Below are 21,721 nucleotides of genomic sequence, written 5' to 3'. Positions count from 1 at the left end.
AACGTGTGGCTTATTACGTTCGAACTTAGCCTTAGCCATGAGATCTTCCTTTTTGAACTGCTCATGCAGGATCACTGCATGAGCGCTTGGTTTTTAACTATGAATTAGTTTGGGCCTATAGTAATCGAAAGATTACTCGTCGTCACCTTTTTTACCGCCAGACTGGAACTTAGAAATGATGCCTTCAGCCACGTTACGTGGAGTTTCAGCATATTTAGCAAATTCCATAGAGTAAGTCGCACGACCTTGAGACATAGAACGCATATGAGTTGCATAACCGAACATCTCAGCAAGTGGAACTTCAGCTTTAATTGCTTTAGTACCACCAGGTAGATCGTCCATACCCTGAACCATACCACGACGACGGTTTAAGTCACCCATGATATCGCCCATGTAGTCTTCTGGAGTTTCTACTTCAACTTTCATGATAGGTTCAAGAAGAACAGGATCTGCTTTCATGAAACCGTCACGGAAGGCATAAGAACCAGCCATCTTGAACGATAATTCGTCAGAATCGACATCATGGTAAGAACCATCGAACAATGTCGCTTTGATGCCAACTACTGGATAACCAGCAAGGACACCATTCTTCATACGTTCTTGGATACCTTTGTCAACTGCACCGAAGAATTCTTTAGGTACTACACCACCTACAACTTCTTCAGCGAATTCGTATTCTTTACCAGCTTCAGGATCAAGCGGTTCTAAACGTACGTATACGTGACCGAATTTACCTTTACCACCAGTTTGACGTACGAACTTACCTTCTTGCTCAACAGTCTTTTTGATTGTTTCGCGGTAAGCAACCATTGGTTTACCAATGTTCGCTTCAACGTTGAATTCACGTTTCATACGGTCAACGATGATGTCAAGGTGAAGCTCACCCATACCAGCAATAATGGTTTGACCAGATTCTTCGTCAGTACGAACGCGGAATGATGGATCTTCCTTAGCCAAACGACCTAAAGCGATAGACATTTTTTCTTGGTCAGCTTTAGTTTTTGGTTCAACAGCCAATGCAATTACTGGCTCTGGGAATTCCATACGTTCTAGAGTGATGATGTTTTTCTCATCACATAGGGTATCACCAGTAGTTACGTCTTTAAGACCTACACACGCAGCGATGTCACCAGCACGGATTTCTTCAACGTCTTGACGATCGTTCGCGTGCATTTGCACGATACGGCCGATACGTTCACGTTTAGATTTAACCGGGTTATAAACAGAATCACCTTGTTTAAGAACACCAGAGTAAACACGTACGAAAGTTAAGTTACCTACGAATTTGTCGTTCATAATTTTGAACGCAAGTGCAGAGAACGGAGCTTCGTCAGATGCTTCACGAATCGCTTTAGTTTCAGCTTTGTCGTCAAGAACACCTTCAATCGCTTTAACTTCAGTCGGTGATGGCAAGAATTCAATTACTGCGTCCAACATACGTTGAACACCTTTGTTTTTGAACGCTGTACCACAAAGCATTGGTTGAATTTCACAAGCCAATGTTTGAACACGAAGACCAGCAACGATTTGCTCTTTAGTCAAATCACCGTTGTTCAGGTATTCATCCATTAACTCTTCAGAAGCCTCAGCAGCAGCTTCAACCATGTTTGTACGCCATTCTTCAGCAGTTTCTTGAAGATCAGCAGGGATTTCGCCGTACTCGAACTTCATACCTTGTGAAGCTTCGTCCCAAATGATCGCTTTCATTTCGATCAAGTCGATAACGCCTTGGAAGTTTTCTTCAGCGCCAACAGGGATTACTACAGGTACAGGGTGCGCACCAAGACGTGTTTTCATTTGTTCAACAACACGGAAGAAGTTTGCACCAGTACGGTCCATCTTGTTCACGAATGCTAAACGAGGCACTTGGTATTTGTTAGCTTGACGCCATACAGTTTCAGACTGAGGTTGTACACCACCTACAGCACAGTAAACCATACATGCACCATCAAGAACACGCATAGAACGCTCAACTTCGATTGTGAAGTCAACGTGTCCCGGGGTATCAATTACGTTGATACGGTGTTCTGGGAACTGCTTAGACATACCTGACCAGAATGTAGTGGTAGCAGCAGAAGTAATGGTAATACCACGTTCTTGCTCTTGCTCCATCCAGTCCATTGTTGCTGCACCATCATGTACTTCACCAATTTTGTGAGATACACCTGTGTAGAACAAGATACGTTCAGTAGTTGTGGTCTTACCCGCATCGATGTGCGCAGAAATACCAATATTACGATAACGAGAAATTGGGGTTTGACGAGCCATGATTTCTTGCATTCCTAAATTTTGTTGTTTAAAACAGGACGCTTTAAGCTGCTGGGCAGCTTAAAGCGATTCGATGACAAAACAGCGAAAACTGGCTCATCATCCTCCTGAATAGGGGCTGTTTTAACCGCTTAGAAGCGATAGTGAGAGAAGGCTTTGTTGGCTTCAGCCATACGGTGCACATCTTCACGTTTTTTAACCGCTGCGCCTTTACCTTCAGCTGCATCAAGCAACTCGCCAGCAAGACGTAAAGCCATAGTTTTTTCAGAACGCTTAGCAGCAGCATCTACTAACCAACGCATAGCCAAGGCAGTACGACGGGATGGGCGCACTTCCATAGGTACCTGGTATGTAGCACCACCAACACGGCGTGCTTTTACTTCGACCATAGGACGAACTTTTTCAAGCGTAGTCTCGAAAAATTCAACTGGGTCTACTTTAGATTTTTCTTGAACGCGGTCTAAAGCACCGTAAACGATACTTTCAGCAATAGATTTTTTACCATCTTGCATTACGTGGTTCATGAATTTAGCGATTGTTTGGCTACTGAATTTCGGATCCGGAAGGATTTCACGAGCAGCGACTACGCGACGTCTTGGCATTTTAAACTACCTATAAATATGACACTTCAGGTTTATCCAGCATTAGCACAAAGTGTCATGTGCATTCGCTGGCCTTACTACACGTCGCTTGAATTTCACAAAATTAAATGCAGAAATCAGACAAGCGAGACGATAAAGGATTGCAGTTCTAGCGAACTAAGAAGTTAATCTCGAAAGATCAATTATTTCTTAGGACGTTTAGTACCGTATTTAGAACGAGACTGGTTACGATCTTTAACACCAGCACAGTCTAAAGAACCACGAACGGTATGGTAACGTACACCTGGTAAGTCTTTAACACGACCACCACGGATAAGAACAACACTGTGCTCTTGCAGGTTATGGCCTTCACCACCGATGTAGCTAGAAACTTCAAAGCCTGAAGTTAAGCGAACACGGCAAACTTTACGCATTGCTGAGTTAGGTTTTTTAGGTGTAGTTGTGTAAACACGTGTACAAACACCACGGCGCTGTGGACAAGCCTTCAACGCAGGAACTTTAGATTTTTCAATCAAAGTCGTACGACCCTTACGGATCAACTGATTTGTTGTTGCCATTTGGCAATTCTCCCGTTAATAAAAAGCCCCAAAAACTACTACTTTTTGAGGGCATGCAATTGTAAGTCAAGATGCAAAATTGGTCAACATGATAGAAGCAGGCAAATCCACATCCGCTCTTGCTTACAATTGCTTAGTACTTTCATATCCTTACTATTTTTCTTGCAGATTAATCTGCATCTTTTGTAACATCTTCTGTTGATTTTTTAGCAGAAGATTTTGTCGCTTTTTTTGGCTTTTGCTGTGCAGCTTCCGTGTCTGCTTCGCTCTGATCATTTTCAGTATCAGCGGCAGCGACTTCGGCCTCGTCTGTGACATCGCCCTCAGCTTCTGCCTGTGCAAGCGTATCTTCGATATCTTCAGGTGCCGGCTCACTCAGTGCTGGTTGCTGTACATGCTTATCCGCAACCGGTTCTACCAACTTATCGGCTAATGAATCCAAGCCTTCACTGACCTCTTCATCTTTTACTTCCTCTGTGACTTGAGAATCTGTCTTTTTCAGCACTTTTACCTGAGTAATATGATCATTTCCTTCAATCGGAATCTCTTTATCTAAAATTAACTCATCCCCGGTATGACCATTTTTCTTGATATTTTCCAGTAGTTTTGGTGCAGCCTGTTGCAGCAATGCTTTAGATTTTTCATAAGCCTCTAAAACAGAGGCAGAGCTGTCACGATGCTGTAGCAGATATTGACGTGCATTCGAGAACACATCCTGTGCTTTCTGATTAACATCCTCGACAAAACGGCGACTGTATACTGCGCCTACCCCAGCACCCGCTAACGGTACCAATTTAGATAGTTGTTCAATCAGGGAAACTTTCGGTATATGATTTATCCATTCCCATTTCGATTGACCATCTTCCTGATGCAGGAATTTGCGTAGCAGCTCAGTATCATTACTTGAACCCAACATGGCTTGCAGCTGGGAAATGTCATGGGTTTTTAAAGTAGCACCTAGCGCTCTTAAGCCCAACAATACAGTTTGCTTTTCTGCAATCAGACTCAGATCAATCTGACGGAAGATATGCTGCACGATATCCTGATCTTCTTCTTTACTTAAATCAAAGCCATAAGAACGGCCGACCTGATAAATAGTACGCAGTGCCAGCACCAAAGATGCAGGAATATCCACTGCTGTACCAATTACCCCAGTTGCCCCTGAGAATGCACCTTGAACTGCAGCAATCCATTTATTCTGTTCACCAAACGCTTGAGAAATACGCTTAGAACGATTGACATCCTGGGTGAGTTCTTCCAGATCACGCACTCCCGCTTCATCAAGAATGGCATCTACCGAACTGATGTCATTGGTAAACTGATTCAGATGATCAAAGAAATAATCGGACACTTTTTCGCTAAACTTGGGCGAAATGAAATGCGTAACATTATTCACTGTATTGAAATGACGGCCAAACAACTGGCGCGATACACTCGGTAGATGTTCACGTAACATCTCCTGTGGATTGTCGTATTTTTTTGATTCAAAGGGACTCTTGGCTTGAGCTGCGCCATTGAGCACCTTATCTACATTCAGCGCTTGTGTGACCTTCGAAACTGAATCAGGTGCAACATGGTTGAATAGATCCAAACCTGTTGTACTGAACTTTTTCGCCACTCCAAACGCACTGGAGATGAAGCCATTTGATTGTTTATTATTGGTATTTGTCATTCCTTACCTCAGCGTGCACGTGCTTGTATTTTGTATAAATACTAGGTGCTAGCAGCGTTTATCTCAACCTTATTCTGTTTCATTTAGTAATCCCTCTGTGTAGGAATCTCTATTCGAATGTACAGCGTACTGGGCATAACATTTGCCATAAGATTTCAAAAATCTTTCTGTTATGATGTTCCTCATTGTGAACAATGGGTCAGCATCATATTTAACGCTTGATGAAAACGCTAAATATCTCCCCTGACCATAAAGATGAACTATAAGGATCTGTAGATGAAACGTGTTGTCATCACTGGTATGGGTATTAACTCATGCATCGGAAATACATTGGAAGATGTAACTCACTCTTTACAAAACGGGATTTCAGGCACACGTTTAAATCCAGTCTATGCTGAACTGAACTTTAAAAGTCATGTCAGCGCGGCTGCTGAGCAGGATTTTGACAATATCGACCGTCGTCTCAAACGCTTTATGGGTGTTTGTGCCATGTATGCCTACAATTCGGCAATTGCAGCGGTTGAGCATGCTGGTCTGAAACCGGAAGATCTGGCGGGCAACCCACGCTATGGTATTGCAGGCGGCTCAGGCGGTAACTCAACAGCATCTGTAATAGAAATGGCAAAATTACTCGAAGAAAAAGGTGCACGTAAAATTGGCCCGTTCTTCGTACCCCGCAATATGTCAAATACCATTACAGCTAACGTTGGTGTAGCGCTTAAACTTCAAGGTATTGCTCACTCAATTACCAGCGCATGCGCAACTTCTGCTGATGCGATTGGTTATGCCTATAACCTGATTCAATTGGGTAAACAGGACTTGATGCTTGCCGGTGGCGGTGAAGAAGATCACTGGTCTCAAAGCTTGCTGTTTGATGCGATGGGTGCGCTGTGTTCGAAATACAATGACACACCTGAAACTGCATCTCGTCCATATTCAGCAGACCGTGACGGTTTCGTGATTGCTGGCGGTGGCGGTTTCGTGGTGCTTGAATCCCTTGAACACGCTCAAGCACGTGGTGCCAATATTCTTGCGGAAGTTGTGGCTTATGCAGCGAACTCTGATGGTGCCGATATGGTTGCGCCAAGTGGTGAAGGTGCAACGCGTTGTGTATTGATGGCTTTAGAAGAAGCAAAACAGCATGGTGTAGACAAGATTGACTATGTAAATACGCATGGTACCTCTACTCCAGCAGGCGACATTACAGAACTTAAGGCAATGGAACGTGCGTTTGGTGAAGGCCAAGTTCCTTCACTTAGCTCGACCAAGTCTATGACAGGTCACAGCCTAGGTGCTGCTGGTGTTCAAGAAGCAATTTATTCAGTTCTGATGATGCAAAATGATTTTATTGCGCCAAACATCAACGTGACTGAGCTGGATGAAGGTGCGAAACCGTTTGATATCGTGCTTGAAAAACGTGACGCAAAATTGAATACTGTGATGAGTAACAGTTTCGGTTTCGGCGGCGTAAATGCTTGTCTCATCTTCAAAAAATGGGAAGGCTAAGCTGCCCAATTTAGGGTGACTTGATGGATGCTCCTTCTGATGCTTTCCTTTGGGTAAAAGCATTACATATTATTGCAGTGGTTTGCTGGTTCGCGGCTTTGTTCTACTTGCCACGTTTATATGTTTATCATGCCATGAGCGAAGATACCGTGAGTCATCAACGCTTTGAAGTCATGGAGCGTAAGCTGTACCGTGGCATCATGTGGCCGGCAATGCTGGCCACCCTGATTACGGCACACTTTCTGGTGGATTGGGGTGATGCAACGCGTCATTACCATGAAGCCTTATGGTTCTACCTTAAAGTCGGCCTAGTCGGCTTATTGGTGATTTACCATCTGGTCTGTGGTTATTACCGCAAGAAGCTGATTGATAATGCCCATTATAAGTCACACAAGTTTTGGCGTTATTTTAATGAGATGCCAACCCTGCTCTTATTTGCAGTGGTGATTCTGGTGGTAGTTAAACCTACCTTCTAGTTTAGCTACTCAATAAAAAATCCCCGACCATTCGGGGATTTTTTTATGTCTTAGATTCTAAAATTTACATCTCTACCTGAAGCTTACGAACTCTTGGCAGATACAGCACACGATAGGTCACCGCCAGAATCAACAGCCATAACGGACTGATCATCAAGGCTTTCAAGGTATCTGGTTCCAGACTCAAAATCACCAAAGCAAAGAACAGGAATGCCAGCACGATATAAGACATCCATACACCGCCCGGCATTTTAAAAGTCGAAGCAGTATGTTTTTGCGGTTGCTGCTTACGGTAACGGATATAGCACACCATGATGATGCTCCAGATACTGATAAACAGGATCACACACAGTGAGCTCGCCAAGGTAAAGGCTTCCATCGTATTGGGTACAAAATACTGGAATGCTGCACCCAGCAGAATAAAAGTACAGGAGAACATCAGACCTTTCGCCGGTACTGCACGGCTCGACAGTTGTGCCAAGGCTTGTGGTGCCTGACCACCTCGTGCCAGGCCAAACAGCATCCGACTGGTGGAGAACACCGCACTATTCATCGAAGACATCACGGAGGACAAGACCACAAAATTCATGATAATGGCGGACGTTGGAATCCCTGCATATAAGAACAGGCTAACGAATGGGCTCTGATCTGCAGGAATCTGGCTCCATGGCGTGACGGCCATAATCACCAGCAATGACAATACGTAGAACAGAATGATACGGGTTGGAATCGCATTGACGGCTTTAGGTAAATTCTTTTCCGGGTCTTTGGTTTCAGCCGCCATAGTGCCTAGTAGCTCCACTCCCACAAAAGCAAACATCGCAATCTGGAAACCGGCCAGAAAGCCAGTTGCACCTTTCGGAAATAACCCATCTGACCAGACATGACTAAAACTGGCCGTCGCACCGCTTGGCGCCTGAAAACCACTAAAGACCATATAACCACCGACAAAAATCAGGCCAATAATTGCCAGAATCTTGATCAGGGCAAACCAGAACTCAATCTCACCAAAGAGTTTTACTGTCACCAGGTTAATACCCAGAATCAAGAGCACACAGGCAGCGCTGATCAGCGCCTGTCCCGTCGGGGTAAAGGCTGTACCTTCGGGTAACCAGAAATTCAGGTAGTTAATAATCGCAGCCAGATCGGCAATACCGACCAGCACCCAGCCCAACCAGTACGACCAGCCAATGTAATAGCCTGCACCCGGACCGATCAGATCATGCGCCATATCAATAAAAGACTTGTACTGCAGATTCGACAGCAGCATTTCACCAAGAGCACGCATTAAAAAGAAAAACATCCCGCCAATGATCATATAGATCAGCAGGATCGAAGGACCAGCCAAGGCGATAGTCTTACCCGAACCCATAAACAGGCCGGTACCGATACAGCCACCAATGGCAATCAGCTGTAAATGCCGATTAGATAACTTGCGTTGTAGCTCATGTTGCGACGGCGCTGCGTCATCTCTAGAGGGTGTAGTATTCATCTTCAGTTCCTTTTTCGCATCAGGCCCTTGCCCACCTGATCAGATTTCCTCCTGAAATCCTGATTCAGATGCAGTTTCATTTAAAAAGTTAAATGATCGGGTCTGATGTTGTTACAAAATTAAGTTGGGAGATTTCAAACATCAAAACAACTTAGGGCTGTGCTGCAATCACTGCAATTTCAATCAGCCAGTCTGGATTGACCAGATCCGCCTGAATGGTGGCACGTGTCGGAGTGTTATGACCTTGCAGCCATTCCACCCAGAGTTGGTTTACGCTGCTAAAGTCAGCTAAATGCTTGATAAATAATTGCGCCGAAAGCAACCGGCTTTTATCAGTATTTGCCAGCGCAAGCAGTTCATCAATCTTGGCAAAGACCTCCAAGGTCTGTCCGTGTATATCCAGATCGGTACGTGTTGGCACCTGCCCTGATAAATACACGGTCTTGTTGTGAATAGTGACAGCACTCATTACCTGATTGCTGCCGATACGTTGAATATCACTATGTTCCATCATAAATTTTCCTCTCCATTTTTTCCGTTAATGGGTCAATATTAAATTTCAGGTTTCAACCTGTACTGGCACACGAGCGGTAATGCCACACATCAACTCATAGCCCACTGTTCCTGATCCTGCTGCAACTTCATCAATGGGCAGCACTGTGCCGTGGGTCGACCGCCCCCAGAGCACCACTTCACTACCAATGTTCATTTGAGAAAGTTCAGTCAGATCAACTGTCAGCATATCCATACTGACCCGCCCAATGGTTTGGGTTCTAACACCATCCACCAGCACTGGTGTACCGGTCTGGCTAATACGCTGATAACCATCCGCGTAACCACAAGCCACAACACCAATTCGCATCGCCTGCTCCGCAACAAAGTTGGACCCATAACCGACACTTTGCCCAGCCTGAATATCTTGAATGGCAATGATTTCACTGCGTAAGCTCATACTTGGTTGGAGATTCCAGTCTTGAATACTATGGCTTGGATAATCTGGTGAACTGCCATAGAGCATGATGCCGCTACGTACAATATCGGAATGCAAGCTTTGATGATGGCGTAAAATGGCCGCACTATTACTGAGTGAGGTTTCAGCCTCAAGCCCCTGAATAGTCTGGCTAAAAATCAGGTTTTGATATTCAATACCATCCAACCCAAAACGCTCGCCATCCGCATCGGAAAAATGGGTCATATGCGTCATTGAGCGCACATTTTCAAATTGGCTTAACTGTTGCCAAACATCTGCATATTCATGCGACTGAAAACCTAGACGGTTCATGCCGCTGTTCATTTTCAAGAACACATCAAACTGTGCATCTGGGGCTATTTCGGCAAACTGTTTCAGCCATTGCACTTGATACCGAGAATGAATGGCAAAGCTCATGTCATGCTTCGCACATGCAAATAAATCCGCTAGCGCAAAAATACCTTCGAGCAACAGCAGCGGTTTTGTGCATCCCAGTGCACGTAGCCGCTTGCCTTCTTCAATATCCAGAAAAGCAAAACCGTCTGCAGACTGAAATGCCGCATAAACCCGTTCAATGCCATGACCATAGGCATTGGCCTTTACTACAGCATAGACCTCGGCATTTGGCGCTGCGGCTTTGGCAATATCAAGATTATGCTGTAGTGCTTGCAAATGCACTACAGCTTGAATTGGACGTGGCATAGATTCTTCCTTGAAACAGCACTTCAGGCCGCGTGTGAATAACGTCCGAGTGAAAGCCCTTCGGTACTGATGTCGGTTTTATGATTCAGCACCATGTCACTGATCAACTTGCCCGAACCACAGGCCATGGTCCAACCCAGGGTGCCATGTCCGGTATTCAGAAACAGGTTTTTAAAACGCGTTGCGCCAATAATTGGGGTACTGTCTGGGGTCATTGGGCGTAAACCGGTCCAGAAACTCGCTTCTGCCAGATTCCCACCCGGGAACAATTCCTGAGTGACCATTTCCAACGTGGCACGGCGATTGTCTTTTAAATTATGGTTAAAGCCACTTAGCTCAGCCATACCGCCGACACGAATGCGCTGGTCAAAGCGAGTGATGGCAATCTTATAGGTCTCATCCAGCACCGTAGATTGCGGCGCAAAATCGGCATCAACGATTGGAATCGTGAGTGAATAGCCTTTTACTGGATAAACTGGTAAATCCAGATGCAACGGTTTCAAGAAATCACGTGAATAACTACCAAATGCCAGCACGTATTTGTCCGCAGTGAATACCTGACCATTGACGACAACACCTTTAATTTCATTGCCCTCAGTTAGCAGATGTTCCACATTCTGGTTAAACTTGAACTGTACTCCCAATTCTTTAGCAACATTGGCTAAGGCGTTGGTAAATAGATAGCAATCACCGGTTTCATCATTGGGTAAATGTAAGCCACCGACCAGTTTATCTTGAGCATGTGCCAAGGCAGGTTCAACTTTTGCCAAATCAGCTCCCAGTAATAATTCATGTGGCACACCACATTCTTGCAATACAGCGATATCACGTTGCACCATATTCAACTGGGCTTCATTACGAAATACCTGTAAAGTACCTTTGGAACGATGCTCATAGCTGATCCCGGTTTCTTTACGCAATTCACGTAAACAGTCACGGCTATATTCAGCCACACGGGTCATACGTTCTTTATTAATGGCATAGCTGGCTGGATTACAGTTTTTCAGCATTTGCGCCATCCAGTTCAACTGCCACATGCTGCCATCTAAATTAATCGCCAAGGGTGCGTGATGCTGAAACATCCATTTCACTGCTTTGAATGGAATGCCAGGTGCTGCCCACGGTGTCGAGTAACCTGGAGAGATTTGGCCTGCATTACCAAAACTGGTTTCTTCAGCAGGGCCAGTCTGACGGTCAAGTACAGTAACTTCTGCACCCTGCTGTGCCAGGTAATAGGCACTTGCCACACCGATTACACCACTACCTAAGACCAAAACACGCATTGCCTTACCCTCAAAATCCTTCTAGTTGATTTAACTAGTATATTTTTGGATCAATAGTGAATTTCACTGTTTTAAAGTAATATATTCAGTGAATCCACTAGATTTCTCGCGTGATTTTAAAAAATTAAGGGAATAATGAATGCGCAAATTAGACCGTATTGATCGTATGATTCTGGATATTCTGCAACGTGATGGACGGATTGCCATTAGTGAACTGGCAGCTCGGGTGAACCTATCCACCACCCCGTGCTCTGAGCGTGTGAAGCGACTGGAACGCGATGGCATTATCATGGGCTATTACGCCCGACTCAATCCAGAAAAGCTGGAACGCAATTTACTGGTCTTTCTTGAAATCAAACTTTCAGCCAAATCCGGTGATGTATTTGAGCAGGTCGCACGAGACCTGAGTGAAATTCCTGAAGTACTGGAATGCCATTTGATTTCTGGAGATTTTGATTATCTGGTCAAAGCGCGCCTGAAAGAGATGAGTGCTTATCGTCGCCTGCTGGGCGATCTATTAAAGAAACTACCTTCTTCCGCCTCTTCACACAGTTATGTGGTGATGGAGGAAGTAAAAGAGACGCTATATCTGGATGTCGGTATTTAATACTCTAGTTATCGACAATAATGACAAAGCTCCCAAAAGGAGCTTTGTCATTAATCTGAAAAATCTGAAAGTTCAAAAATATTAATCAGGAATACGTAGCACCTGACCTGGGAAAATATCATCAGCATCTTTTAATAATGGACGGTTGGCTTCAAAAATCTTATTGTATTGATTGGCATCGCCATAAAATTCTTTAGAAATTTTTGACAAACTGTCTCCTGATTTTACCGTGTAGAATTTACTTTCCGGTTCAGGGCTGCTCACCGTAAGCTGGTCATCCACTTTGGCCACATGATCAATATTTCCTACCGCGAGAATAATTTTTTCACGATCGGCCTGATTTTGTACCTGCCCACGCACAGTTGCCAGATCAGAAGTAGAGTTATAGCTAATCGACAAACCTTTAATTGGCAACCCTAAACTTTTAACATGACCCAATAACTTGTTGGCAATTTCTTGTGCCGATGGCTCTGCCGGAGCTGCTTTAGGCGCAGCCGCAGGTGCTTGTTGTGCAGCAGGTGTCTGTTGCGGTTCTGCCGCTGCGGTATTTTTCTTACCAATACCTTTTACAAAATCAAAAATACCCATGGAAGACTCCCTTATTGTTGTCTGATTTTTATCTCCCTATTGTTTATAGCGGAATTTACCTAAACAGAAGTTAATCATTGGTAAGCTTCCTGTTAATGAATGTAAGTTACCATTAAGAAAAACACAGGCACAAAAAAACCACCTTGCGGTGGTCTTTAGGCTTAGCAGAGCTAAGAATCAACGATTAACCAAGTTTTTTAGAAACGTAGTCGATCGCAGATTGAACAGTTGTGATTTCGTTAGAATCTTCATCAGGAATTGTGATGTCGAAGTCATTTTCGAAAGACATTACCAGTTCAACTAGGTCTAGAGAGTCAGCACCCAAGTCATCCATGAAAGATGCTTCGTTTTTAATCTCTTCGATTTTGATACCAAGTTGTTCTGCAACCGCTTGCTTAACGCGTTGTTCGATATCGCTCACAGGAATTCTCCTCATTGCTTGTGGCGTTTTTAATGCCGTTAGTTTAATTGAATCTAAAAAATTTGGAAAGTTTATACTTAAGCCCCTTAGCTCATGTATAAACCACCATTTACGTGAATTACACTACCTGTAATGTAACTTGCCTTGTCAGAAGCCAAGAAACTTACGGCATTTGCGATATCTTGTGGATCACCGAGACGGTTCAATGCCACTTGATCACTCATTTTCTTGCGAATTTCTTCACTTAACTGTTCAGTCATCTCAGTGGCAATAAAGCCTGGTGCCACAGAGTTTACCGTAATTTGACGGCTACCCATTTCTTTTGCAAGACTGCGGCTAAACGCTTCGATACCTGCTTTGGCAGCAGAATAGTTCGCCTGACCCGGGTTAGCAAAATGCGCCACTACAGAGCTGATGTTAATGATACGACCGAAACGTGCCTTGGTCATGCCTTTCAGGACACGCTTGGAAAGTCGATAAACGGCTTTCAGATGAATGTTCAGGATATCGTCCCAGTCATCTTCTGACATACGCAGCAACAGGTTATCTTTGGTAATACCAGCATTGTTCACTAACGCAAGAACTGGACCATAGTTCTGTTCGATTTCAGTCACCAGTGCATCAATGGCTGCACCATCACGCACATCAAGGACTTTACCTGCGCCATTTTCAGCAAACTGTGCAGATAATTTCTCAGCACCAGCTTCAGAAGTGGCAGTTCCTACTACAAAGTAGCCATCCTGAATGAGTTGTTGTGCAATTGCAGCACCAATGCCGCGGCTTGCACCTGTCACCAAGGCAACTTTACGTTCCTGTGTCATGCAATTTTCCCTTCTGCCACCAATACGGTGTTTAATGCATCTTCCAGACGGGATTGAGTATCCAGTGGAAGTGCTTTTTCGATATTTGGTAAACGTTTTGCCATATTGGCAAGTACATTCCCCGGACCGCATTCCACGATATATGCAATACCTTCGTCTTGAAGGAACTGCAGGGTTTTGGTCCACTGTACAGATTCATACAATTGCGCAGTCAGTGCCTGACGTAATGCATTCACATCTGTTGCAATTTCTGCGCCCACATTTTGTATTACAGGAATACGTGGTAGCTCAATGGCAGTTTGTTCCAAAGCCGTAGCAAACTGTTCAGCGGCAGGTTTCATCAGTGAACAGTGGGATGGAACAGATACGGGCAATGCGATCGCTTTAGCGCCATTTTCTTTTGCCAGCTCAATCACCGCATCAACACGATCTTTGTTCCCTGCAACAACAACTTGACCTTTGGCATTGTAGTTGGCTGCTTCAACCGAACCTTCACCGGCTGCTGTTGCCTGTGCACAAAGTTCAACCACCTGAGCATCTTCCAGCCCTAGAATTGCCGCCATTGCACCGACACCTTGTGGGACTGCATCTTGCATCAGCTTACCGCGCAGGTTGACCAGTTTCACTGCATCACCCAAGCTTAACGCACCAGATGCAACCAGCGCACTGTATTCACCTAAAGAATGGCCAGCCAGATACTTTGGTGCAACACCACCCAGTTCCAGCCATACACGCCATAATGCAATCGATGCAGTCAGAAGGACCGGTTGAGTAAATTCAGTCTGATTCAGACCTTCACCACTTTGTGCAATCTGCCACAGATCGAAGCCTACTGCTTCAGATGCCTCGGCAAATGTGTCACCTACACTACTAAACTGCTCAGCCAGTTCAGCGAGCATGCCCGCCTTCTGCGATCCCTGACCTGGGAATACAAATGCAGTTTTGGTTGCCTGAGCTGCTTGCTCGAGTTGTTTAGCAGACATAATAAAATCCTTTCAATTAAGAGGCGCTAATCTTCACAGAATTGATGAAAATTAACAGCTAAATACCACCTAACTCATTGTGGAGCGCAATTTAGCACGTAATTTTGGCTGGGGTAATTGCCAAATACAACAAAAAGCCCGACTTTATTAAAGCGCCTAAAAGTGACAGACAAAAAAAAGGGAGCTTAACGCTCCCATTTTTCTATCAAGCTTGACGCTTAATACATCATTAATTATTCAGCAGATGCTTTAGCGAATAATTGACGACCACGGTAGATACCATCTTTAGATACGTGGTGACGACGATGAGTTTCACCAGTAGCTTGGTCTACAGTTAATGCATTCTCAGTTAAAGCGTCATGTGAACGGCGCATGTCACGGCGAGAGCGACTTTTACGGTTTTGCTGAACGGCCATGATGGCTCCTTACAAATATCGAAAAAATGGATCAGAACAAATTCGATTGTCTTATACGTATAAGTATAACACAAAAATTAGTTAAGTTTACCCTTCAAAGCTGCCAAAACTTCAAACGGATTGTCCCGTTTTTCTTCAACAACTTCTTCTTGAGCGGGTTGGTGCTTATGCTCACAAACATCATGCTTAGGAGACAACGGCATCAACAATAACAATTCATCTTCTATGAGTGCCAGTAAATCAGCGGTGGCAGGTGCATCATATGAACCTTTCGTCGTTGCTTCACTTTCACCTAAGACGATGAAATCAGCATCCTCATCCAAGCGCTCTATCAGTGATTCGTCATCCACAAGGGCAAGATGAAAATCTGAAACGAGTTCAATCTCAACGGTTTCCAGACAACGCTGGCATTCCATTGGAACTTTCGTTTCAACATGGCCATCTAGCCACACAATGCGATGATAAGCATCCATTGATAGCTTACAGTCTATGTTAATCAATTGATCATCAATTGATCCAACAGCTTCACGAGCAATACGAACAAAGCGGGATAAAGGCAGTTGACCTGACCATTTAAAGCCCTGTTCAGCCCATTTAAACGGCTCAATCTGTGCCGGAAAGGTATTTGCTGACATAATTAAGGCGGCAATTCTACAAATTCATCAGAACTCTGTCAAAGATTAAGATACAATTTTGTACTTATTTTTAGACAGACCAATTGGGTAATTTTAGTCATGCATCTGTTGCAGCCGCAAACAGAAGTGAATGTTTCATCACTCGTTAGCACACTTTCAACTCTGGATTCTGACAGCTCACTACAGCAAGTGCAACGCTTACCGTGGGCGAATGTATCGTCAGAAGTAGAACAGGTTGATTGGCTCATCTTACACTTTAATCACTGGTTTTCCCACCTAAATGTCACATTAGTCCGTGGTGATTTTGAACCAGAATATTTCCCGGCTACTGAAGATACTCCTGCCCGCATTCAATTTGCGCATGGTTTCTTCAATAGTGCCCTGCATGAGATCAGCCACTGGACTATTGCCGGTGATAAGCGTCGTCTATTGCCAGATCTGGGCTACTGGTATGCGCCAGATGGCCGCACCCAGGAACAGCAAGCTTTATTTGAACAGGTAGAAGTCAAGCCCCAGGCGATTGAATGGATGTTTGCCAAAGCCTTTGGGCGTAAATTTTGCGTGTCTTTAGACAACCTGACCGGTGAAGGCGGCAATGGCAGCAGCTTTAAAGATAATGTCTATGCACAGGTACAGCGTTATTTTAGTGGTGAAGCCAAACTACCGCGTGATGCAAAACGTTTTATTGATTGTATCTGTGCCTGCACACGGAATGGCAAAAGTTTACAATCCGACGAATTTATTCGTGAAATGCTTGATTAAATTATACAAATTTATCGTTATTGAGATTGCATGTCCGTCGTAGGCAATCTCATAATAAAGTCAGCACAGGATCGGAGACAGAGTTTATGTTGCATTTACGCGTACACCCAGATAATCCCCAACCACGTTTGATCAGTCAGGCCGTGGAACGTATCCGTGCCGGCGATGTAATTGTTTATCCGACTGATGCCGCTTATGCAATTGGTTGCCAGATCGGAAATAAAAATGCCATGGAGCGCATTGCCCAAATTCGTGGTCTAGGCCCTAAGCACCAATATGCCATTCTCTGCTGTGACTTGTCGGACATTGCGACCTATGCCAAAGTGGACAATGCCGTATATCGTTTGCTGAAAAATAATACGCCTGCTGTCACTACTTTTATTCTGCCAGCCACCAGTGAAGTACCTAAACGTTTAATGCATCCGAAGAAAAAAACCATCGGTTTACGTATCCCAAGTAATCCCGTGTGTCAGATGCTGCTTCAAGAACTGGGTGAACCCCTGTTGACCTCAACCCTGATCCTGCCAGATCAGACTGATCCAATGGATGATCCATACGAGATTGAAATGCAGCTCGGCAAACGCATCGATGTATTTATTGATAGTGGCCTAGGTACATTAAGCACAACTTCTATCGTGGATTTATCGGGTGATCAGCCTGAAGTGATTCGCCGTGGTGTCGGTGATGTAAGTGCTTTTGAATAATTAAAACGTTTTAATTCAGTTTTAGGAGGAAATAAAGTGAATCTGTTTTATCTCCTTCTAAACTTGAATGAGTTTCCTGCCACTCATCTGATCTACGTCGAACGGCCTTGGACATTAGAATCTAAGGCAATTTCTATCGAAAAGAATTCTAAGCCGGTCTTAAATCTGAATATCGATAATATTGAGTACCAGTATTTTCTTGAAGTTGCGATGACAAGAAAACTGCTGAACATTTATTCAACAAGTAATCTCTGTCTAGCAGACACCTGCCAGCGAATAATTGAATATGCGTTAAAGCAGCAGGACCACAACATATTTATAACTGACGCAAAGTCATAAAATTCGGGCAATCTGCTAGTATCTGTTTATGCTCAAACACAGCCTTGCCAAATTTATTTTGAATGGTATAGCTGGATGAAACCTGATCTTCTTCAAGAACCGTTATATAGGCTTTTACCAAATCTGGCTCTTGACCTTGTAACTGATCAACCTGCATACAACCAAGTTGTCGTACATGGCTTTGGATTTCTGCCGGTAATTGATTATCCGCGAAAGTGGTGAGTTTCATGTAGGTAATAATATTCGGATACTGATTCAGTATATCTCCAGAGATGGGCAGACCACTATTTTCCAGTCGCTGTTGAGTCTGTGCATCCATGTGTACCTGTTTTAGATTATCTCGTGCCTGCTGTTGAAACTTATGCTCCCAATACTTTTCAGTTCCGAAAAATAGTCCGGCAATCACTAAAAGGCCAACAACAACAAATTTTATATTCATATTTTTATCCGTAGGATTTTAACTTAAAGGTTGCGCAGCCTCTTCCGAAACCGATGCAGCAAGTGCAACCATGTCTACTGGGGTATTTTTTTGAGGTGGTGGGATATATTCTTCCCCACCTTTTAATGCTCTCACTTGTAAAAAAACTTGGACAATCCAACAGCTTTTGCTGATGTTGCATCATGTCCGTACCAAATTTATTTTTGACATTCATATGAAAAACAATTTGATCTTCTTCAATCACATTTAAGACGGCAGTTCGAGACTTGTAATCAAAGTTTTGAAACGCCTCTACAGAATCACAGGCTATGTTTTTGACATTCTGCTCACTCTTTACAGAAAGTTTTTTATTTTCAAGCCAGCGTGTATTGGATAACCCCAGAATACCCCCAAGCCAATCATGGCAATAAGTACCAGCATAATAGGCATATTGATCACCCGTCCTGTTTTTAGTTGTTTTATTCATCAGTATATTTTTCTGAGATATTACAATACTTTTTGAACGATAGATATCTGTTTTTAAGGTTTATTTTTTTAAATTTTACTTTTTAATTGCTGCTAAAGAATGATTTTTTCCTGATCTAATTCTCAATATTTGTCATTGCTCATGATCGATCTTAGGGGTTGCAAACCCAACTGGAGCTTAACTTCATTTCTATGAACCCTTAATTCAGAAAGGCATCCCTGTATTTGAGATGATCAAAAACCGAAAAATAGCCGTAAAAGCTACTGTTTTTTTGTATCTAACTCCATATCCAATTTATTTAGAGGTATTTTTCGAGTACACTAAGATCAACTTTTTACATGCTTTTTCTTTCGATGTGAGATCGAAGAATCAGCCTTCATGCCTTTGAAAATTCGCGTGGCCAACAACTGTATATGAATCAAAGCATCCATAATATGATGGAACCTACTCCACACATCCGTGTACTGGATGAATGGCAGGAGACGATTCCTGAGGATCTTTACATTCCTCCTTCAGCGTTTGAAATCCTGTTAGAGCATTTCGAAGGCCCGCTCGACTTTTTAATTTACCTGATCCAAAAAAATGGCTTTGACTTGCTGCAAGTCGACATTGCGCCGATTGCTGCCCAATACTTGTCCTATATGGATGCGATGAAGTCACTCAATATTGAGCTGACCGCAGACTATATGGTAATGGCGGCATTATTAGCGGACCTCAAATCCCGCTTACTTCTTCCAAAACCCAAAAGTATTTCTGCGACGGAACAAGATCCGAAACAGGAATTGATCGATCGTCTGGAAAATTATTTACGCATTAAACAGGCCGCAGAACGTCTGAACAAAATGAGTGTGCTTGAACGTGATACGTTTGAGACCAATGTCAGTCTGGGCGAGTTCATTCAACCGAATGAAGGTCACAACGTCAATCTGCTGCGTGATGCCCTGCTGTGTATCTTTAACCGTCCTGAGCCGGTGATTCATCAGGTGCAACAGGAACCGGTGCTACTTGAAGAACGCATTGCCTATATTGAAAGCTGCCTGGAAACTGGTGAAGTGCTTTCTTTTGCAGATTTACTCAAACCAAGCCAGGGCCGGATGGGCATGGTCGTCACCTTCATGGCGGTTCTGGAACTGACACGTCAACAAAAAATTCAGATTATTGCTACAGGCGTTGAAGCCCCGCTCACGATTCAGGGAGCACCTTTATGACCATTGACCATAGCTCAATCCTTACAGCGGAAGATAATCTGCATGATGTTCTAATGCAGCTGGAAGCGATTATCTTTGCGAGTGATTCAGCGGTGTCTCTGGCACGTCTAAAAGAAGCTTTTCAGGATCGATATACCAAGCAGGAATTACGTCAGTACCTACAGCAACTGTCGATGCTGATGCATGGCCGCTCAATTGAACTGATTGAAACTGCTCAAGGTTTCCGTTTTCAAGTACGTGCGAAGTATCGTAATATTATTGCTCAGACATGGCCCGAGCGACCAGCGCGCCTGTCTCCTTCATTACTTGAAACTTTGGCCGTAATTGCCTATCACCAGCCGGTGACCCGGGCAGATATAGAACAAATTCGTGGTGTCACAAATAACAGTCAGATTTTGCGCTCGCTATTCGACTGGAACTGGATTAAAGAATCTGGTTTTCGTGAACTCCCTGGAAGACCTGCGTTGTTAGTGACAACGCCACAATTTTTAAATGCGTTTGGCTTAACCAGTTTAGGCCAATTGCCTCCCCTGCAGGATGCCAAGGAAGCTTTTATGGCCCTCGATGCAAATGCACCGAAGTCATAAATAGGTGAACTGTTGATAATTATTTCTAAGGTTATGCTGTCATGAGTGAAAAATTGCAAAAGGTGCTTGCACGTGTTGGTTTGGGTTCTCGCCGTTATATGGAAGAAGTCATTGCCGCTGGTCGTGTAAGTGTGAATGGGCAAGTTGCCCAAGTGGGTGAGCGTATCGAACCAGGTGATGAGCTTCGCATCGATGGTCGTAAGGTACAATTCCAGATTGAGGACGAAATCCGTCGTCGCGTACTGATTTACTATAAGCCTGAAGGCGAAATCTGTTCACGTAACGATCCTGAACAACGTCCGACTGTATTTGATAACCTGCCTGCGATCCAAGGCGATCGTTGGGTGATGGTGGGCCGTCTGGATATTAACTCAACTGGCCTGTTACTTTTCACAAATGACGGTGAACTGGCGAACCGTCTGATGCACCCTTCCAATGAAATCGAACGTGAATATGCAGTTCGTGTCATGGGTGAGGTAACGCCTGAGCTGAAAAATAACATGCTCAAAGGCGTCGTACTGGATGATGGTCCGGCAAAATTCGAATCATTCTCTGAACTGGGCGGCGACGGTATCAACCGCTGGTATCAGGTGGTGGTGAAAGAAGGACGTAACCGTGAAGTACGTCGTATCTTTGAATCCCAAGGTCTGAAAGTCAGCCGTCTGTTACGTACCCGTTATGGCACAGTAATTCTGCCACGCGAACTGCGTACTGGTCGCTGGATTGAACTGGACAAACAGGACATCGATAACCTGGCAAAAGCTGTTGAGCTTAAACCACGTCAAGGTACTGGCTTGTACGGCATGGCAAAACGCCGTTCTGAGCGTATGCAGGAAAAGCCTATGGCAGCACGCCGTGGTGGTTTCCTGCGTCAACAGCGCCGTGACAGTGATGAACCGGCAGCGAATACTGGCCGTGAACGTCGTGAAGGTGGTTTTGGCCGTCGTGACAATAATCAAGCCGGCTCACAGTTTGGTCGTCGTGAAAACCAGAATGGTACTCAGTTTGTACGCCGTGACAATCGTCCCGAATCAGGTTTTGGCCGACGTGAAGAACGTGATGAAAACACATCACGTCGTCCTTATGGCGTGAACAAAGGCTTTAACAAGTTCTAAGCCTTTGCTAAGATAAAAACCAGGCAGTTGCCTGGTTTTTTTAGCTCTAAAAATAACAATATGAAAAGATCCTTCTACTGTCGAAGCTCATTGCATCCATTT

At 44.1% G+C, this 21,721-nt stretch carries 25 protein-coding genes; 9 read left to right on the top strand and 16 right to left on the bottom strand.

Annotated elements, in window-relative coordinates; genetic code table 11:
* Positions 1 to 132: 132 nt before the first annotated feature.
* From fusA to BK820_RS10840, 4 genes are all read right to left on the bottom strand, one after another.
* Positions 133 to 2,268: an elongation factor G gene (gene fusA, locus BK820_RS10855; RefSeq protein WP_071320914.1), complete on the bottom strand. Its 2,136-nt coding sequence runs from the start codon at positions 2,266 to 2,268 to the stop codon at positions 133 to 135.
* Between the two features lie 131 nt (positions 2,269 to 2,399).
* On the bottom strand, positions 2,400 to 2,870 hold the full coding sequence (rpsG, locus tag BK820_RS10850; RefSeq protein WP_004783282.1) for a 30S ribosomal protein S7: 471 nt from the start codon (positions 2,868 to 2,870) through the stop codon (positions 2,400 to 2,402).
* Between the two features lie 182 nt (positions 2,871 to 3,052).
* The gene (gene rpsL, locus BK820_RS10845) at positions 3,053 to 3,427 is read right to left on the bottom strand and encodes a 30S ribosomal protein S12 (protein ID WP_004648013.1); all 375 of its coding nucleotides are present in this window, start codon (positions 3,425 to 3,427) and stop codon (positions 3,053 to 3,055) included.
* A gap of 169 nt (positions 3,428 to 3,596) precedes the next feature.
* Positions 3,597 to 5,099, bottom strand: coding sequence for an EcsC family protein (locus BK820_RS10840; protein WP_071320913.1), 1,503 nt, complete (start codon positions 5,097 to 5,099; stop codon positions 3,597 to 3,599).
* A 276-nt stretch (positions 5,100 to 5,375) separates the two neighbouring features.
* Between BK820_RS10840 and BK820_RS10835 the strand changes: the two genes are divergently transcribed.
* Both BK820_RS10835 and BK820_RS10830 read left to right on the top strand, forming a co-directional pair.
* The gene (locus BK820_RS10835; RefSeq protein ID WP_004811172.1) at positions 5,376 to 6,605 is read left to right on the top strand and encodes a beta-ketoacyl synthase N-terminal-like domain-containing protein; all 1,230 of its coding nucleotides are present in this window, start codon (positions 5,376 to 5,378) and stop codon (positions 6,603 to 6,605) included.
* 23 nt (positions 6,606 to 6,628) lie between these two features.
* On the top strand, positions 6,629 to 7,081 hold the full coding sequence (locus BK820_RS10830) for a CopD family protein (RefSeq protein ID WP_004811175.1): 453 nt from the start codon (positions 6,629 to 6,631) through the stop codon (positions 7,079 to 7,081).
* A 64-nt stretch (positions 7,082 to 7,145) separates the two neighbouring features.
* Here the strand turns inward: BK820_RS10830 and BK820_RS10825 are convergent, their stop codons facing one another.
* The 4 genes from BK820_RS10825 to BK820_RS10810 all read right to left on the bottom strand — a co-directional run bounded on the left by BK820_RS10825 (position 7,146) and on the right by BK820_RS10810 (position 11,528).
* Complete coding sequence (locus tag BK820_RS10825; protein WP_071320912.1) at positions 7,146 to 8,573, bottom strand: amino acid permease; 1,428 nt, start codon at positions 8,571 to 8,573, stop codon at positions 7,146 to 7,148.
* Positions 8,574 to 8,724: 151 nt separating this feature from the next.
* Complete coding sequence (locus BK820_RS10820; RefSeq protein ID WP_071320918.1) at positions 8,725 to 9,084, bottom strand: RidA family protein; 360 nt, start codon at positions 9,082 to 9,084, stop codon at positions 8,725 to 8,727.
* Positions 9,085 to 9,132: 48 nt separating this feature from the next.
* The gene (gene alr / locus BK820_RS10815) at positions 9,133 to 10,245 is read right to left on the bottom strand and encodes an alanine racemase (protein ID WP_071320911.1); all 1,113 of its coding nucleotides are present in this window, start codon (positions 10,243 to 10,245) and stop codon (positions 9,133 to 9,135) included.
* Positions 10,246 to 10,268: 23 nt separating this feature from the next.
* Entirely contained in the window at positions 10,269 to 11,528 is a 1,260-nt protein-coding gene (locus tag BK820_RS10810) for a D-amino acid dehydrogenase (RefSeq protein ID WP_071320910.1), read from the bottom strand.
* A 139-nt stretch (positions 11,529 to 11,667) separates the two neighbouring features.
* Here BK820_RS10810 and BK820_RS10805 point away from each other — a divergent pair, with 139 nt between their 5' ends.
* Positions 11,668 to 12,135, top strand: coding sequence for an Lrp/AsnC ligand binding domain-containing protein (locus BK820_RS10805; protein ID WP_004811183.1), 468 nt, complete (start codon positions 11,668 to 11,670; stop codon positions 12,133 to 12,135).
* Positions 12,136 to 12,216: 81 nt separating this feature from the next.
* Here the strand turns inward: BK820_RS10805 and lysM are convergent, their stop codons facing one another.
* From lysM to BK820_RS10775, 6 genes are all read right to left on the bottom strand, one after another.
* Positions 12,217 to 12,723, bottom strand: coding sequence for a peptidoglycan-binding protein LysM (gene lysM / locus BK820_RS10800; RefSeq protein WP_004811186.1), 507 nt, complete (start codon positions 12,721 to 12,723; stop codon positions 12,217 to 12,219).
* Between the two features lie 184 nt (positions 12,724 to 12,907).
* A complete protein-coding gene (gene acpP, locus BK820_RS10795; protein ID WP_004646101.1) occupies positions 12,908 to 13,144 on the bottom strand; it encodes an acyl carrier protein in 237 nt (78 codons plus the stop codon).
* Positions 13,145 to 13,230: 86 nt separating this feature from the next.
* A complete protein-coding gene (gene fabG, locus BK820_RS10790) occupies positions 13,231 to 13,965 on the bottom strand; it encodes a 3-oxoacyl-ACP reductase FabG (protein ID WP_071320909.1) in 735 nt (244 codons plus the stop codon).
* Entirely contained in the window at positions 13,962 to 14,948 is a 987-nt protein-coding gene (gene fabD, locus BK820_RS10785; protein WP_048881149.1) for an ACP S-malonyltransferase, read from the bottom strand. The genes fabG and fabD overlap by 4 nt, the downstream gene beginning before the upstream one ends.
* A gap of 233 nt (positions 14,949 to 15,181) precedes the next feature.
* Positions 15,182 to 15,364, bottom strand: coding sequence for a 50S ribosomal protein L32 (gene rpmF / locus BK820_RS10780; RefSeq protein WP_004279227.1), 183 nt, complete (start codon positions 15,362 to 15,364; stop codon positions 15,182 to 15,184).
* A 77-nt stretch (positions 15,365 to 15,441) separates the two neighbouring features.
* A complete protein-coding gene (locus tag BK820_RS10775; RefSeq protein ID WP_004811191.1) occupies positions 15,442 to 15,999 on the bottom strand; it encodes a YceD family protein in 558 nt (185 codons plus the stop codon).
* Between the two features lie 99 nt (positions 16,000 to 16,098).
* Here BK820_RS10775 and BK820_RS10770 point away from each other — a divergent pair, with 99 nt between their 5' ends.
* The 3 genes from BK820_RS10770 (at position 16,099) to BK820_RS15700 (ending at position 17,804) form a co-directional block, all read left to right on the top strand.
* The gene (locus tag BK820_RS10770; protein WP_071320908.1) at positions 16,099 to 16,761 is read left to right on the top strand and encodes an elongation factor P hydroxylase; all 663 of its coding nucleotides are present in this window, start codon (positions 16,099 to 16,101) and stop codon (positions 16,759 to 16,761) included.
* A gap of 86 nt (positions 16,762 to 16,847) precedes the next feature.
* Positions 16,848 to 17,465 carry an L-threonylcarbamoyladenylate synthase gene (locus tag BK820_RS10765; RefSeq protein ID WP_004893292.1) on the top strand — a complete coding sequence of 206 codons (618 nt, stop codon included), beginning with the start codon at positions 16,848 to 16,850 and terminating at the stop codon, positions 17,463 to 17,465.
* Between the two features lie 36 nt (positions 17,466 to 17,501).
* The gene (locus BK820_RS15700; RefSeq protein ID WP_071320907.1) at positions 17,502 to 17,804 is read left to right on the top strand and encodes a hypothetical protein; all 303 of its coding nucleotides are present in this window, start codon (positions 17,502 to 17,504) and stop codon (positions 17,802 to 17,804) included.
* On the opposite strand, the gene BK820_RS10755 is transcribed toward BK820_RS15700, so the two are convergent.
* Positions 17,782 to 18,243 (bottom strand): hypothetical protein, encoded by a 462-nt coding sequence (locus tag BK820_RS10755; protein WP_071320906.1) that lies wholly within the window; start codon positions 18,241 to 18,243, stop codon positions 17,782 to 17,784. The two genes, BK820_RS15700 and BK820_RS10755, sit on opposite strands and share 23 nt — an antisense overlap.
* A gap of 4 nt (positions 18,244 to 18,247) precedes the next feature.
* Positions 18,248 to 18,709 (bottom strand): hypothetical protein, encoded by a 462-nt coding sequence (locus BK820_RS10750; protein ID WP_228715831.1) that lies wholly within the window; start codon positions 18,707 to 18,709, stop codon positions 18,248 to 18,250.
* Positions 18,710 to 19,122: 413 nt separating this feature from the next.
* Here BK820_RS10750 and BK820_RS10745 point away from each other — a divergent pair, with 413 nt between their 5' ends.
* Genes BK820_RS10745 through rluB form a run of 3 tightly spaced genes read left to right on the top strand, consistent with a single transcriptional unit; the run spans position 19,123 to position 21,619 of the window.
* On the top strand, positions 19,123 to 19,917 hold the full coding sequence (locus BK820_RS10745; RefSeq protein WP_071320905.1) for a segregation and condensation protein A: 795 nt from the start codon (positions 19,123 to 19,125) through the stop codon (positions 19,915 to 19,917).
* Positions 19,914 to 20,504, top strand: coding sequence for an SMC-Scp complex subunit ScpB (gene scpB / locus BK820_RS10740; protein WP_071320904.1), 591 nt, complete (start codon positions 19,914 to 19,916; stop codon positions 20,502 to 20,504). Before BK820_RS10745 ends, scpB begins: the two co-directional genes overlap by 4 nt.
* Positions 20,505 to 20,545: 41 nt before the next feature.
* Positions 20,546 to 21,619 carry a 23S rRNA pseudouridine(2605) synthase RluB gene (gene rluB, locus BK820_RS10735; RefSeq protein WP_076753140.1) on the top strand — a complete coding sequence of 358 codons (1,074 nt, stop codon included), beginning with the start codon at positions 20,546 to 20,548 and terminating at the stop codon, positions 21,617 to 21,619.
* The last annotated feature ends 102 nt before the right edge of the window (positions 21,620 to 21,721 follow it).

It is taken from the genome of Acinetobacter sp. LCT-H3 (genome assembly GCF_001866125.1).
Taxonomy (GTDB): Bacteria; Pseudomonadota; Gammaproteobacteria; order Pseudomonadales; family Moraxellaceae; genus Acinetobacter; species Acinetobacter schindleri.
Note: the sequence above shows the minus strand (reverse complement) of the source record. Positions and strands in the feature narration are given on the sequence as shown.